The organism is Polynucleobacter sp. MG-6-Vaara-E2 (assembly GCF_018687695.1).
Classification (GTDB): domain Bacteria; phylum Pseudomonadota; class Gammaproteobacteria; order Burkholderiales; family Burkholderiaceae; genus Polynucleobacter.
Map to the genome: position 1 here is coordinate 467,125 of NZ_CP061303.1, position 15,162 is coordinate 482,286.

The following is a 15,162-nucleotide window of genomic DNA, read 5'->3' on the forward strand; positions in this document are numbered from 1 at the left end:
TAAATCTATATAGCCACGTATTAAGCTCTTTTAAGCCAATACACGGGCGATTGCTTTGGCAACTTTATCAATATTTTTAGTATTGAGCGCCGCCACACAAATGCGTCCAGTAGAGAGGGCATAAATGCCATCCTCTTTCTGTAAGCGATCCACTTGCTCAGCAGTTAAGCCTGAGTAAGAAAACATTCCACGTTGCTTTTCGATAAAAGCAAAATCTTGCTTCACACCAGCAGCTGCTAATTTTTCTACTAAACCGTGGCGCATCGCTTTAATACGATCACGCATCTGCGCCAACTCATCTTCCCAGAGCTGACGAAGCTCTGGTGAATTCAAAACAGCTGCTGCAATTGCAGCTCCATGAGTTGGTGGATTGGAATAGTTTGTGCGAATCACGCGCTTTAATTGAGACAGCACGCGAGTAGATTCATCTTTGCTCTGAGTCACGATAGATAAGGCGCCGACACGCTCACCATAGAGTGAGAATGACTTGGAGAAAGAGCTAGATACAAAGAAAGACATGCCAGATTCAGCAAAGAGGCGCACAGCAATACCATCCTGCTCAATCCCAGCCGCAAAGCCTTGGTAAGCCATATCCAAGAAAGGAATCAAGCCCTTGTTCTTGCAGATCTCAATTACTTGGCGCCATTGCGCTTCTGTAATATCCGCACCAGTTGGGTTGTGGCAGCATGCATGCAAGAGTACGGTGGTGTTCTTTGGGAATGATTCCAAAGACTTCACCATGCCATCAAAATCAACACCCCGAGTTTTGCCATCAAAGTAGGTGTACTCCACCACTTCAAAGCCGGCAGATTCAAAAATGCCGCGATGGTTTTCCCAAGTTGGGTTACTAATGGCGCAAGGTGCATCGAGATTAAGGCGCTTAATAAAATCTGCTCCAACACGTAATGCTCCTGTACCACCTAAGCATTCAGCAGTGACTACGCGACCATCTTTAATAAGAGCAGAGTCAGCGCCAAACAATAAATTTTGGACTGCGCTGTTGTAAGGGTTTGGACCTTCGATCGGAATGTAGCTGCGTGGTGAGTGCTTAGCCACAATGGCTTCTTCTGCTTTAATCACCGCTTTTAAAAGAGGCACTTTGCCTTCGTCTGTGTAATACACACCAACACCGAGGTTTACTTTGTCAGGACGCTGATCGGCAACATAGGCTTCTGTGAGGCCAAAAATAGGATCTTTAGGGGCTAATTGAACTGAGGTAAACAGGGTCATTTGAGGTCGGTATTGAGGGTTTAAAGGTAGTTTTGCTAGTAATTGACGTTAAATTGGGCTTAATTGTCTGTTTTTGAAGTCAGAATCAACTATTTCTAAATAAAAACGGCAAAATCATTGTTTGTACAAAATTCGCTGTGAAGAAAGCTCACAGATGAAATGATAGCCGAGATGCCCCCTAAGTCACCCAAAAATAGTTCGAAATCTGAAGTAAAAGAAGTGCAGAAAAACCCTGCTGCTGACCCCTTGGGTGAGGTTGGGCACGACCTAGATCCGGCTAAGTTTGTGAGTTTCCCGGACTCCCCTTATCAGCTTTATCAGCCATTCCCGCCCGCAGGTGATCAGCCAGGTGCCATTGATGCGTTAGTGGAGGGGGTAGAGGATGGTTTGACCTTCCAGACGCTGTTGGGGGTCACCGGGTCAGGAAAGACCTTCACGATGGCCAATGTGATCGCTAGAACAGGGCGACCAGCCATCATTTTTGCCCCCAATAAGACTCTCGCTGCCCAGCTTTATAGCGAATTTAGGGAGTTTTTCCCGAAAAATGCGGTGGAGTACTTCGTGAGTTACTACGATTACTACCAGCCAGAAGCATATGTGCCTCAGCGCGATCTCTTTATTGAGAAGGATTCGTCGATCAACGAACACATTGAGCAGATGCGTTTGTCGGCTACCAAGAGTTTGTTAGAGCGTCGTGACGTCATCATTGTTGCAACTGTGTCTGCGATCTACGGTATTGGTAATCCTGGCGACTATCACAGCATGGTGATGACATTGCGCCCTGGCGACAAGATGAGTCAGCGCGATATTTTGACAAGACTCATTGCGATGCAGTACGACCGCAATGAAACCGACTTTAAGCGTGGCGTGTTCCGAGTGCGCGGCGACACGATCGATATCTTCCCTGCTGAACATAATGAATTAGCAGTGCGAGTCGAATTATTTGATGATGTGGTCGAGAGTTTGCAATTCTTTGATCCGCTAACTGGAAAAATTCGTCAAAAGATTCCGCGCTTCACCGTTTACCCAAGCTCGCACTATGTCACCCCGCGTGAAACGGTTCTTAAGGCGATTGAAACCATCAAAGAAGAATTGCGCAGTCGCCTTGATGGGTTTGTCAAAGATGGCAAGTTGGTTGAGGCTCAGCGCTTAGAACAGCGCACCCGTTTTGATCTAGAGATGCTGAACGAATTAGGTTTTTGCAAGGGGATTGAGAATTACTCCCGTCATCTCTCTGGCGCAGCTCCAGGCGAGGCGCCACCTACGCTAGTGGACTATTTGCCCAATGATGCATTGATGTTCTTGGATGAGAGTCACGTGTTAATTGGTCAGCTTAATGCGATGTACAACGGCGATAAATCTCGCAAACATACATTGGTGGAATTTGGTTTCCGTCTGCCATCTGCAATGGATAACCGCCCACTCAAATTTACGGAGTTCGAAACCAAAATGCGTCAAACCATTTTTGTTTCAGCAACGCCTGCAGATTATGAGAAAGAGCATCAAGGTCAAGTGGTTGAGCAAGTGGCAAGACCCACTGGTTTGGTTGATCCGGAAATTGAGGTGCTACCAGCAAGCACGCAGGTGGATGATTTACTCAGTCAAATTTATGAGCGCGTCAAAGTAGGCGAGAGAGTATTGGTAACGGTGCTGACTAAACGCATGGCTGAACAATTAACAGATTACCTTTCCGATAATGGTGTGAAGGTGCGTTATGTTCACTCTGATATTGATACGGTTGAGCGCGTTGAAATTTTGCGTGACTTGCGTTTGGGTGTCTTCGATGTGCTCGTAGGTATTAACTTACTGCGCGAAGGTTTGGATATCCCCGAGGTTTCCTTAGTGGCCATTTTGGATGCCGATAAAGAAGGCTTCCTGCGCTCTGAACGCTCCTTAATCCAGACGATTGGCCGCGCGGCCCGAAATGTTCGCGGCAAGGCGATTCTTTATGCTGATAAGGTCACTAATTCCATGCGCTTAGCGATGGGCGAGACTGAACGACGCCGGACCAAGCAAGTTGCCTTCAATAAGCTGCATGGCATTGAACCTAAAGGGGTTCAAAAACGCATCAAAGACATTATTGATGGCGTTTATGACGTCAAAGAGAAGCGCCAAGAGATGCAGGTCGAGCAAGAGCGGGCTCGCTACGAGGATATGACTGAGAAAGATTTATCTAACGAAATCAAGCGTTTAGAGAAGCAGATGAACGCAGAAGCCAAAAATCTGGAGTTTGAAAAGGCTGCCAGTACGCGCGATCGACTCACTAAAGTCAAAGAAATGGCATTTGGCGCTAGGTCTAGAGACTCCGTCTAAGGACCCCTTAATTCCTAGCTTTCATAGGGGGTTTTTGGGATAATTCCCGAGCATTTTGCTGGGTCTTATGGTAAAGTTGAGTGGAATGGTCGGGTATTACCCACCTGGCCATGAGCTGTCCATAACAATCCATTACCAAGGTGACATATGAGACTTACAACTAAAGGTCGTTTTGCAGTAACCGCAATGATTGATTTAGCCCTGCGCGAGACGCATGGTCCTGTAACTTTGGCTGGAATTAGCCAAAGACAAAAGATTTCCCTTTCTTACCTCGAGCAGTTGTTTGGCAAATTGCGCCGTTTCAATATCGTCGAGAGTACTCGCGGTCCTGGAGGCGGATACACATTAGCTCGTCCATCTACAGAGGTGAGCGTTGCCGATATCATCGTGGCAGTTGATGAGCCCTTGGACGCTACTCAATGTGGCGGTAAAGGCAACTGCCATACCGAAGAAGAGGGTCATGGCCGTTGTATGACTCACGATCTTTGGAGCAATCTCAATCTCAAAATGGTTGAGTACCTCAGTTCAGTGACATTGAAAGATTTGGTGCAACAACAAGAGGGTCGCGGCATAGTGATCCAGGATATGCGCCAGAAGAAAATAAAAGTTGAAAGCGCTAAGGCTGAAAAAATAGCATCAGCAGTTGCAGCGAAAAAAGAAGTTGCCCCAAAAGCGCCTTTAGTCAATTCCGTATTCAATTTGGCGCGGCAAAGTTAAACAGCAGTAATACCTAAGTAGAAATAAACCATGAACGCACCACAAGACCTTCCTCAGCAACCGGTTCCAATGTTTAGTCCCAAGCACTTTCCGGTGTACATGGACTATTCAGCAACAACACCGATTGATCCTCGTGTGGTTGACAAAATGTTGCCATATTTGCGTGAGCAATTTGGCAATGCTGCTTCCCGAAGCCATGCTTATGGTTGGGCGGCAGAAGAGGCTGTTGAGTGGGCGCGTTCAGAAGTTGCTCAATTAGTACACGCCGATCCAAGAGAGATCGTATTTACTAGTGGTGCGACTGAAAGTATCAACTTAGCACTTAAAGGTGCTGCACATTTTTACAAAGAACGCGGTAATCACATCATCACCGTGAAAACCGAACATAAAGCAACTTTAGATACCTGCCGCGAACTAGAGCGCGAAGGTTTTGAAGTCACTTACTTAGATGTATTGCCTAATGGCTTGATTGATTTTGCGCAATTAGAAACAGCGATGAAGCCAGGTACGATTTTGACATCGGTCATGTATGTCAATAATGAAATTGGCGTAGTGCAAGATATTCCAGCCATTGGTGAGTTGTGCCGTTCACGTAATGTGATTTTTCATGTGGATGCAGCGCAAGCTACTGGTAAGGTTGAAATTGATTTAGAGAAGATCAAGGTGGATTTGATGAGCTTTTCTGCTCACAAGACCTATGGTCCAAAAGGGATTGGCGCATTGTTTGTACGTCGTAAGCCTCGCATTCGAATTGAGGCGCAGATTCATGGCGGCGGTCATGAGCGCGGTATGCGTTCTGGCACCTTGGCAGTTCACCAAATCGTTGGCATGGGTGAGGCATTTCGCATTGCCCGTATCGAGATGGCTGAAGAAAATAAACGTATCCGTGGATTACGTGATCGCTTATTGGCCGGCTTAAAGGATATTGAAGAAGTCTATGTGAACGGCGATATGGATGATCGCGTTCCACATAACCTGAACATCAGCTTTAACTATGTTGAAGGTGAGTCTATGTTGATGGCGCTTAAAGACTTGGCGATCTCTTCTGGCTCTGCTTGTACTTCTGCCTCACTAGAGCCTTCTTATGTATTGCGCGCACTAGGCCGTAATGATGAGTTAGCGCATAGCTCGATTCGTTTTACTTTGGGTCGATTTACAACTGAGGAAGAAGTCGATTTCACCATCAAGTTGGTTAAAGAAAAGATCGCAAAGTTGCGAGAGCTCTCCCCACTATGGGAAATGTATAAAGACGGAATCGACTTGAGCACGATTCAGTGGGCTGCACACTAAAAGAAATACCTAGATAAAGAAATTAAAGAGGAAATACCATGGCATATAGCGAAAAGGTCATTGACCATTATGAAAATCCCCGCAACGTTGGCTCTTTTGAAAAGGGTGACGATAGCGTAGGTACTGGCATGGTTGGCGCACCAGCTTGTGGCGACGTCATGAAGTTGCAAATTCGCGTGAATGATCAAGGCGTGATTGAGGATGCTAAGTTCAAGACTTATGGTTGTGGTTCTGCTATTGCTTCTTCATCTTTGGTGACCGAGTGGGTAAAAGGTAAGACCTTGGATCAGGCTTTAGAGATCAAAAACTCATTAATTGCTGAAGAGTTGGCATTGCCACCAGTGAAAATTCACTGCTCTATCTTGGCTGAAGATGCCATCAAAGCTGCAGTTGCTGACTATAAAGAAAAGCATCCAGCTAAATAAGTATTAGGAATTTGAGAAAGCTATGGCAATCACCTTAACTGAAAAAGCAGCAAAGCACGTTAACCGCAATCTAGAGAAGCGCGGTAAAGGTTGCGGTCTGCGTTTGGGTGTTCGCACCACTGGTTGCTCTGGCTTGGCTTATCAGTTGGAGTATGTTGATGAGCCAGCAGCTGAAGACCAAGTATTTGAATCCAATGGTGTGAAAGTATTTGTAGATCCAAAGAGCTTGGCTTATTTGGATGGTACTGAATTGGATTTCGTACGTGAGGGTTTGAACGAAGGATTTAAGTTTCAAAATCCAAACGTAAAAGATGAGTGTGGTTGTGGCGAATCCTTCCGCGTCTGACGATTACTTTCGCTTCTTTGGTTTAAATCAGCAATTCAACATCGACTTGCCTGCGCTTGATCAGGCTTACTTAGCGATTCAGAAGGAAGTGCACCCTGATCGCCATGCGCGTGGCAGTGAAACTGAGCAGCGCCTAGCAATGCAAATGGCTACCCTAGCCAATACCGCATTTCAAACGCTCAAAAATCCAATTCAGCGCGGCCTCTATATTTGCCAGCTTCATGGGGTTGATGCCAGGCTCGAAACCAATACAGCGATGCCAGCTGCTTTTCTGATGAAGCAAATGGAGTGGCGTGAGAATTTAGACGAGCAAGCAGAGGATTTGCCTGCTCTTGAGGCGATGATGCAAGAGGTTGAGCAATCGAAATCCCAAACGCTTGCTGAGATCACCCAAGCCATTGATGGCGCCAAAAATTATCAGCGCGCTGCAGAACTTTTGCGCGGATTACTCTTTATCGATAAGTTTGCAGTTGAGCTTGACGACACCATTGCAGCATTAATCTAGGCCGCACCAGCTAAACTCTAAATCTTATGGCCTTATTGCAAATCTCTGAACCCGGTAAGTCACTGGCGCCACATCAGCGCCGTATTGCCGTAGGCATTGATTTAGGTACCACCAATTCTTTGGTAGCCATCGTTAAAGATGCGCTTCCTAAGGTGCTCCGTGATGAACAAGGGCGCGAACTGCTTCCTTCAGTGGTGCGTTATTTACCTAATGGCCGCACCCAAGCTGGATTTGAGGCGCTTGAGAGCATTGTCGTTGATCCAAAGAACACAATTGTTTCAGTTAAGCGTTTCATGGGGCGCTGTTTGACAGATGTCGAGCATATTGAGAGTGCGCCTTATGATTTTGTTGATCAGCCCGGCATGCTTAAGCTCAGAACCGTTGCTGGTGACAAAAGTCCTATTGAAGTGTCTGCAGAAATTCTGGCACGTTTGCGCCAGTTAGCTGAAGACTCTGTGAATGATGACATCGTTGGTGCAGTCATTACAGTGCCAGCGTATTTTGATGATGCGCAGCGACAAGCAACCAAAGATGCGGCCAAGTTAGCAGGCATCGAAGTCCTGCGTTTACTCAATGAACCAACAGCAGCCGCAATTGCTTATGGATTGGATAACGCCTCTGAAGGTGTCTACGCTGTCTATGACTTAGGTGGTGGCACCTTTGATATCTCTATTTTGCGTATGAGTAGAGGCGTGTTTGAGGTGCTCTCTACTGGTGGTGATTCTGCTTTAGGTGGCGATGATTTTGATCACCGCTTGTATTGCTGGGTGATTGAACAAGCCAAGTTATCACCCCTATCAATTCATGACCATCGCACATTACTGCAAGCTTGTAAGCACGCTAAAGAGCAGCTTAGTCATAACCCTCTTGCTCGGGTTCATGAGACTCTTGCCGATGGTACGGTAGTCAATGTTGGTGTTAGCCAAGCCCAGTTTTTCGAAATTACCCAAAACTTAGTTGCTAAAACTTTAATGGCTTGTAAAAAAGCCTTGCGCGATGCCAGCTTAAAAGCAGAAGATGTTAAAGGCGTCGTGATGGTGGGTGGCTCAACCCGGATGCCCAATGTTCAGCGTGCTGTTGGTGAGTTATTTGGTAGCAAGCCCTTAAATAATTTAAATCCTGATCAAGTCGTTGCGCTAGGCGCAGCAATGCAAGCAGATTTATTAGCGGGCAATCAAAGCAAAGATGATGAGTGGCTTTTATTAGATGTCATTCCGCTCTCTTTAGGTATTGAGACAATGGGTGGTTTAGTGGAAAAAATCATTCCCCGTAATACACCAATTCCAGTAGCAAGAGCGCAAGACTTCACGACTTTTAAAGATGGCCAGACTGCTTTGGCCATTCAGGTAGTGCAGGGTGAACGTGAGCTAGCGCAAGACTGCCGCTCACTTGGTCGTTTTGAATTGCGCGGTATACCTGCAATGGCCGCAGGGGCTGCACGTATTCGAGTCACTTTCCAAGTCGATGCTGATGGCTTGTTATCCGTAAGTGCTATGGAGCAAGGCTCGGGAGTTCAAGCCTCGATTGATATCAAGCCGTCTTATGGTTTAACCGATGCTGAAATTACTCGAATGCTGAAAGATGGATTTGCATCAGCTAAAGAGGATTTGCTCTCTAGATCTTTACGTGAAGAGCAGGTCAATGCACAACGCTTGTTAGATGCGGTACAAACAGCATTAGCAAGCGATCGCAATCTTCTCAATGCTGATGAGCAAGCAGCTATTGATCAAGAGATGGCTGTGCTACAAAAGATTTTGAATGAAGAAACCGATAGTGATGTTGTTCGAAAAGCGGTTGATCATGCCGCCAAAGCTACCGATGAGTTTGCGCAGATGCGCATGAATCACAGTATTCAAAAAGCGCTATCAGGCAAGAATGTTGCCGAGATTTAAACAATACACAGATCAATAGAAACCAAATAAATAACCATGACCCAAATTGTTGTTCTTCCCCATAGTGAATATTGCCCAGAAGGTGCGGTAGTTGAAGTGGCGCCTGGCACTTCAATTTGTGAAGCGCTTCTTGAGAATGACATTCCGATTGAGCATGCGTGCGATATGGTCTGTGCTTGCACTACCTGTCACGTCATCGTAAAAGAGGGTTTTAATAGTTTGAATCCCCCCGATGAGAATGAAGAAGATATGTTGGATCGCGCTTGGGGACTCAACCCTCAGTCCCGTTTATCTTGCCAAGCCATTGTTTCTAAAGAAGATTTAGTAATTGAGATCCCTAAATACTCTATTAATCATGCTAAAGAGAATCACTAAAAAGGGCCTATTAATGCACTAATACAGTGCAGTAGGTTCAAAGCAATGCATTTGGCTTAAAACGCCAAACATCAGGTCACTAATATGGAATTGTTCATTCTGTAGTTTGTTTTATGTAGTACCTCCATAGATTTCTTTTAAGCCATCCCTCGGGGTGGCTTTTTCTTTTGCTGCTGATAGCCTGGTCGGTAGAGCAGAGGAATGAAAATCCTTGTGTCGGTGGTTCGATTCCGCCCCGGGCCACCAAGAAACACCAAAACCACTTTCGGGTGGTTTTTTCGTTGGCGGGATCTGCTATAAATTGATTGGTTATCTATGGAGAGCATATGACTCAATCTTCACGCCGTAATTTTTTGAAAACTTCTACTGTTGGTGCCATCGCGGTTGCTAGTGCCCCCGGGGCTATTGTGAGCTCTGCTAATGCTCAATCAAACCCACCAAAGTCAAGCATTGAAATTAAAGCAAACGAAATATCTAAAAAATTGTTTGCTGATGATGGCTTGGCAATTCCTATCGCAATAAAACCAACCATTTCCAATTTGGCAAAAGGATTGGATCGCACTATGGTGCTTGGTGGTGGCGGTGAGTATTACATTGCCTGGTATTGCGGATTTTTTCATGGCCTTTATGAAGCTGGTTTAGATATGGCTAATATGCCTGAAATGGTTGTTGGCACTTCTGCTGGTTCGTACATAGGCTCATCACTACTTTCTGGTGAGTTTTATCGTCTGCGAACAGAATTTGATTTTTTCGGTAAGTTTCCAGAAATCTTTTCAAAAATGGCGCCTTTGGCAACACCTAATCTCAGTCAGATGAGGGCTGACAAGGTCAATATGAGTGCTACAGACGGCAGTATTGAAACACGCAGAGTCATTGGCGCAGCCGCGCTGGCCGCTGACAATAAATTAAACAGCGATCGTATTGAAAAATTGGCTGCTTTATTAACGGGTGACAGCAAAACTAGCTGGCCCCCAAATAGAATGTATACAACTGGAATTGATTGCTACACAGGAGAGCGATTGGTTGTCGGTCAGCAAACGGCTAAGAAAAATAATATTGCCTTAGCGCATGGTGCGGCGGCAAGCAGTTCATTGCCAGGGGTTGCTGGACCAACTTTATTAGGTCAGCGCTATGTTATGGACGGAGGTATTTGTTCTAATCCCGCCCATGTGGATCTAGTAGCGGGATCAAAAAGAGCGCTAATCATTACATTAACCAATGGTATTACTGGGGCAATTCTCACAACAATTCCTCACCCAATTCCTCAAAATATTAAAGATGTAGAGGCAACCGGTACAAAGGTAAAGTGGATTGTCGCCGGCACTCCAGCGGGCGTAAATTTATTGGATCCAAAGCAGATCGAGGGCGCATTGCGAACTGGGTATGATCGCGCAAAATTAGAGGCACCAAAAATTAGAGATTTCTGGGCATAGAGTCAGGCATCCTCGACTCTGGCCGATTCTGCCCCGGGCCACCAAGAAACACCAGAACTCCCTTCGGGTTGTTTTTTCATATTTGGGCTTTATGATCTGATTATGAAATCTTATCTTTCCGAATTTATTGGCACAACCCTACTATTGGCAATCATTGCTGGCTCAGGAATTATGGGCGAGACCTTGGGAGCAGGTAATGCGGCTGTGGCTTTACTTGGTAACAGCATTGCTACAGGCGCTGGCTTGTATGTCTTGATTACTTTGCTAGGACCTATATCTGGCGCTCACTTTAATCCTGTTGTGAGTTTGATGTTTTGGAAACTAGGTCATCTGAATCGAAAAAAGATGTTAGGTTATTGGGTTTGTCAGTTCACAGGTGCTGTTACTGGAATATGGCTGACGCACTTGATGTTTAGCCTATCCATTATTCAAGAGTCAACCAAAGTCAGAACGGGAATGGGTATATGGACGAGTGAATTCGTATCAACACTCGTATTGCTCTCAGTTATTCGCATTGGTGATAAAGAAGCTAAAGATAGAGTGCCCATGCTCGTTGCCTTAACTGTGACCGCAGGCTACTGGTTTACCTCATCTACTTTCTTTGCTAACCCTGCCGTTGCCTTGGCAAGGAGCCTTACAAATACTTTTGTGGGAATCGCTCCTAGTGATGTATTAGGATTTTTATTAGCTGAAGTATTGGCGGCTTTGGTGATAATTGGAATATCTTTTAGTTCAAAAAAAAATTAAGGGATAAAAAGAAAAAAGCCTCGCATTGCGAGGCTTTTTAAACTCAAACTGCACAAAGCTTTATTGCGCTACGGCCTCACGAATCATGCCTGCAGCAACAGTGTGGTTGGTTGCTTCATCAATCAAAATGAATGCACCAGTACGTTGGGATTGATCAAATAGATCGGCAACAATGGGCTTTTGTAAAATAAAATCTACACGTCCGATTTCATTAGTGGACAGTGCATGCACATCACTGGCGTGTGAGAGAGTTTGTACATCTAATACTTGCTCAATATTTTTGACTTTGGCGCCAACAGTATTGGTGGTGTGACGCAAAGCATATTTACGACTTAATGAAAGAGGTTCGCTATCTAACCAGCACAAATCAGCGGAAAGTTGTTTGCTTAATACTGGCGGCTTGCTATCTTCCGCGCTAATAAACAGTGAGCCACGTGAAATATCAATATCTTCGGCTAACTGAATAGCAACGGCCTGACCAGTTTGGGCAGAGTCAACAGCATTGCTACCATTGGTCTGCTTGCTGCTTGATCGATTGCCTAAATAGATTTCAGCAACTGTCGCTTCAGACCCGCCAGGTAGAATCTTAATCTTTTGACCCTTACGAATACTGCCAGACTCAATTTCACCAAGGTAGCCGCGGAAGTCATCTGAAGCGCTGCCATCTTGGCGTGCTACATACTGAACCGGGAATCGCAAAGCCAGTTTTTCAGACTCAGGACTGGTATCGAGGCTTTCTAGCCACTCAAGCAGTGTAGGACCTTTGTACCAGGGAGTATGTTTACTGACTGTAACCACATTAGCGCCCAATAAAGCAGAAATCGGAATTAAGGTTGGCTTAGGTAAACCAATCTTCTGAGTTAGATCTTCAATAGAAGCTTTGATAGTGTTGTAAACCTTCTCATCAAACTCAAATAAATCCATCTTATTGATTGCAAAGACTACATGACGCAAACCTAGTAAATGCACGATCGCTGCATGACGTTTAGTTTGTGCCAAGAGGGTAGCTGGAGTGGTATTGAGATCAACGCGGGTAGCGTCAACCAAAATTACTGCTACATCAGACTGCGATGCGCCAGTAACTAAGTTGCGGGTGTATTGCTCATGACCAGGGGCATCAGCAACAATAAATTTACGTTTCGGTGTTGAGAAATAGCGGTAAGCCACATCAATCGTAATGCCTTGCTCACGTTCAGCTTCTAGGCCATCGGTCAGAAGGGCTAAGTCAACACCCGCATCAGATGAGGTAACGCGAGCATGTTTGGTTTTGGAGAGAGACTCTAGTTGATCTACCAAAATAGATTTGGTGTCATATAGTAGGCGTCCAATCAGCGTACTCTTACCATCGTCAACACTACCAGCAGTAATAAAGCGCACTACGTTTTGGTGATTTTGGTTGGTAGTCATCAGAAGTAACCTTCTTTCTTGCGGCGCTCCATTGAGGCCTCATTAGTTTGATCATCCATGCGAGTAGCGCCACGCTCAGTAATTTCAGTAATCGCTGTTTCAGCAATGATGTCTAGAGGATTGGCTGCAGTACTCAGTACTGGGCAGGTGCAGCTAATGTCGCCAACAGTGCGAAAACGCACATCGAGAATTTCACTAACATCACCAGCTGCCTTGGGTGTGACATCAGTCACTGGCACCAGGAGATTATTTTTCTTCACTACTTCGCGTTTATGAGTGTAGTAAATACCTGGTAAGGCGAGCTTTTCACGGGCAATGTATTGCCAGATATCAAGCTCAGTCCAGTTTGAAATAGGGAACACACGCATGTTCTCACCTTTAGCAATGCGGGCGTTATAAAGGTTCCAGAGCTCAGGGCGTTGTGCTTTTGGATCCCATTGACCGAATTCATCGCGGAAAGAAAAAATGCGCTCTTTAGCACGAGCTTTTTCTTCATCTCGGCGTGCACCACCCATGAGGGCGTCAAATTCATATTCAGCGATCGTCTCAAGTAGGGTGACAGCTTGTGCAGCATTACGTGAATCGGTTTCTTTACGCAGACGCACAGTCCCTTTTTTGATGGAGTCTTCAACGTGACCCACAATGAGTTTTGCACCGGTATTTTTTACGACATCATCGCGATACTGAATGACTTCTGGATAGTTATGACCAGTATCGATATGCAAAATCGGGAAAGGTAATTTCACAGGGCGGTCGCCAAACTGGAAAGCTTTGCGGGCTAGGTGAAACATTACAATAGAATCTTTGCCGCCTGAGAAGAGCATGGCTGGATTAGAGCACTGTGCTACCACCTCACGGATGATGTAGATCGATTCGGCTTCTAGCCAATCTAAGTGATCATCAAGTAATTTTTGTTCTGACATTCTGTAAATAGCTTCTACTAAGTTTGAATAATGAATTATTTATTAACGTGCAAGCCACATTCTTTGCTATCGCTTTGTAGCCACCACCAGCGACCAGCTCGGATATCTTCGCCCTTCTTAACTTGGCGTGTGCAGGGTTCGCAGCCAATGCTAGGAAAGCCCTTGAGGTGTAGCGGATGAATGGGAACATTCTCTTGTTTGATATAAGCCCAGATATCTGCTTCACTCCAATCAAATAGAGGATTGAACTTGGCGATGCCTCTTGCATCATCAAGTTCTTCTAAATTGAGCTCAGTGCGAGTAGTTGATTGCTCACGGCGTTGGCCGGTAATCCAAGCATCAGCGCCAAGCAAGGCCGCATTAAGTGGTTTAATTTTGCGAGCACCACAGCAAGCTTTCTTAGGCTCTTCGCCATCATAAAAGCCATTCATGCCATATTGATCAATAAAGGCCTGGATATCATTTTCTTGGGGGTAAGTTTTTTCGATCGAAACACCATACCGATTTTCCGTTGTCTTAACCATATCAGCGGTTTCTTGATGCAAGCGACCTGTAGCTAATGTGAATAACTTGATATTTGCTTTGGCTTTACTAATAGCATCTGTCAACACCATGTCTTCAGCAGCCAGACTCGTTGCAAAACGAACATCGGAATATCGTTTGGAAATATCAACGATTCGCTGCTTTAAAACAGCAGACTTATTATCAAGCTCTGCTGGTGTAAGGGTGCTTGTTGGTATTGACCAAAATTCTGGCGTAATCATGAGCAAACTAATTTAATGCCCACTAAAAATAGCGTTGTAGCAAGGGTTGCTCTAGTAATGCGTTCTGATAGTACGCTGGAGAGTTTGGCACCTAACCAAATGGCTGGAACTGATCCAATTAATAATCCAAATAGCAAGTCAAAATGAACGTTACCAAGCCACCAGTGACCAATACCAGCTAAGGCAGTTAGTGGAACGGCGTAAGCGATATCAGTGCCAGCCACTTGTGCTGGTTTGAGATGAGGGTAAAGCAGGAGGATGAGTGTTGCGCCAATTGCGCCAGCGCCAATTGATGAGATCGTAACCAATACACCGATTGCTGCTCCAACAATAATGGTCGCTAGCTTTAAGCGTGAGCCTGTGGGGAGAAGTTTTGGATTATCTTGAACCCACTTCAATAGTTTTGTTCTAAACAGTAATGACGCAGCAGTTAAAAGAACTGAAATGCCAATGGAGAGACTGATGAAGTGATTGAAGTTTTTTGAAACGGGGCCAACAAACTTTAATAAAAGAATCGAAATGATTGCAGTTGTGATGCTACCGGTGCACAAAAGACGAACAATATCCCAGCGAACGTTTCCATGTAGTCTGTGCGCAGCTGTGCCAAAGCCCTTAGTGATGGCTGCAAAAGCTAAATCCGTTCCTACTGCAGTAGTTGGTGCTACGCCAAAGATAATGGTTAGTAGTGGAGTCATGAGTGACCCGCCGCCTACACCAGTCATGCCAACTAAGAGGCCAACTAATGCGCCTGAAATAATGAAATGCGAGGAATCTATAAAAAATTGGATCATGTTA

At 45.3% G+C, this 15,162-nt stretch carries 15 protein-coding genes; 10 read left to right on the top strand and 5 right to left on the bottom strand.

The window, feature by feature from the left end; translation table 11 throughout:
• Window positions 1-30: 30 nt before the first annotated feature.
• Window positions 31-1,230 (bottom strand): amino acid aminotransferase, encoded by a 1,200-nt coding sequence (locus ICV38_RS02505; protein WP_215382180.1) that lies wholly within the window; start codon window positions 1,228-1,230, stop codon window positions 31-33.
• Between the two features lie 159 nt (window positions 1,231-1,389).
• On the opposite strand from ICV38_RS02505, the gene uvrB reads away from it, so the two are divergent.
• The 10 genes from uvrB to ICV38_RS02555 all read left to right on the top strand — a co-directional run bounded on the left by uvrB (window position 1,390) and on the right by ICV38_RS02555 (window position 11,273).
• The gene (uvrB, locus tag ICV38_RS02510; RefSeq protein WP_251368190.1) at window positions 1,390-3,543 is read left to right on the top strand and encodes an excinuclease ABC subunit UvrB; all 2,154 of its coding nucleotides are present in this window, start codon (window positions 1,390-1,392) and stop codon (window positions 3,541-3,543) included.
• Between the two features lie 147 nt (window positions 3,544-3,690).
• Entirely contained in the window at window positions 3,691-4,260 is a 570-nt protein-coding gene (locus tag ICV38_RS02515; RefSeq protein WP_215382181.1) for a Fe-S cluster assembly transcription factor, read from the top strand.
• A gap of 30 nt (window positions 4,261-4,290) precedes the next feature.
• On the top strand, window positions 4,291-5,550 hold the full coding sequence (locus ICV38_RS02520) for an IscS subfamily cysteine desulfurase (protein ID WP_371819237.1): 1,260 nt from the start codon (window positions 4,291-4,293) through the stop codon (window positions 5,548-5,550).
• A 38-nt stretch (window positions 5,551-5,588) separates the two neighbouring features.
• The gene (gene iscU / locus ICV38_RS02525; RefSeq protein WP_068322308.1) at window positions 5,589-5,975 is read left to right on the top strand and encodes a Fe-S cluster assembly scaffold IscU; all 387 of its coding nucleotides are present in this window, start codon (window positions 5,589-5,591) and stop codon (window positions 5,973-5,975) included.
• A 22-nt stretch (window positions 5,976-5,997) separates the two neighbouring features.
• A complete protein-coding gene (gene iscA / locus ICV38_RS02530) occupies window positions 5,998-6,321 on the top strand; it encodes an iron-sulfur cluster assembly protein IscA (RefSeq protein ID WP_068948041.1) in 324 nt (107 codons plus the stop codon).
• A complete protein-coding gene (gene hscB / locus ICV38_RS02535) occupies window positions 6,287-6,826 on the top strand; it encodes a Fe-S protein assembly co-chaperone HscB (RefSeq protein ID WP_215382182.1) in 540 nt (179 codons plus the stop codon). Before iscA ends, hscB begins: the two co-directional genes overlap by 35 nt.
• Window positions 6,827-6,852: 26 nt before the next feature.
• On the top strand, window positions 6,853-8,718 hold the full coding sequence (gene hscA, locus ICV38_RS02540) for a Fe-S protein assembly chaperone HscA (protein WP_215382183.1): 1,866 nt from the start codon (window positions 6,853-6,855) through the stop codon (window positions 8,716-8,718).
• 36 nt (window positions 8,719-8,754) lie between these two features.
• A complete protein-coding gene (gene fdx, locus ICV38_RS02545; protein ID WP_215382184.1) occupies window positions 8,755-9,093 on the top strand; it encodes an ISC system 2Fe-2S type ferredoxin in 339 nt (112 codons plus the stop codon).
• Between the two features lie 326 nt (window positions 9,094-9,419).
• On the top strand, window positions 9,420-10,526 hold the full coding sequence (locus ICV38_RS02550; RefSeq protein ID WP_215382185.1) for a patatin-like phospholipase family protein: 1,107 nt from the start codon (window positions 9,420-9,422) through the stop codon (window positions 10,524-10,526).
• A gap of 102 nt (window positions 10,527-10,628) precedes the next feature.
• The gene (locus ICV38_RS02555; RefSeq protein WP_215382186.1) at window positions 10,629-11,273 is read left to right on the top strand and encodes an MIP/aquaporin family protein; all 645 of its coding nucleotides are present in this window, start codon (window positions 10,629-10,631) and stop codon (window positions 11,271-11,273) included.
• Between the two features lie 60 nt (window positions 11,274-11,333).
• Here the strand turns inward: ICV38_RS02555 and ICV38_RS02560 are convergent, their stop codons facing one another.
• From ICV38_RS02560 to ICV38_RS02575, 4 genes are read right to left on the bottom strand one after another with little or no spacing between them, the layout of a single operon-like run.
• Window positions 11,334-12,680: a sulfate adenylyltransferase subunit 1 gene (locus tag ICV38_RS02560; RefSeq protein WP_215382187.1), complete on the bottom strand. Its 1,347-nt coding sequence runs from the start codon at window positions 12,678-12,680 to the stop codon at window positions 11,334-11,336.
• Window positions 12,680-13,603 (bottom strand): sulfate adenylyltransferase subunit CysD, encoded by a 924-nt coding sequence (cysD, locus tag ICV38_RS02565; RefSeq protein WP_215382188.1) that lies wholly within the window; start codon window positions 13,601-13,603, stop codon window positions 12,680-12,682. The genes ICV38_RS02560 and cysD overlap by 1 nt, the downstream gene beginning before the upstream one ends.
• 35 nt (window positions 13,604-13,638) lie before the next feature.
• Window positions 13,639-14,367 (bottom strand): phosphoadenylyl-sulfate reductase, encoded by a 729-nt coding sequence (locus tag ICV38_RS02570; protein WP_215382189.1) that lies wholly within the window; start codon window positions 14,365-14,367, stop codon window positions 13,639-13,641.
• Window positions 14,364-15,158, bottom strand: a complete 795-nt coding sequence (locus tag ICV38_RS02575) for a sulfite exporter TauE/SafE family protein (protein ID WP_215382190.1) — start codon at window positions 15,156-15,158, stop codon at window positions 14,364-14,366. The genes ICV38_RS02570 and ICV38_RS02575 overlap by 4 nt, the downstream gene beginning before the upstream one ends.
• Window positions 15,159-15,162 lie beyond the last annotated feature (4 nt).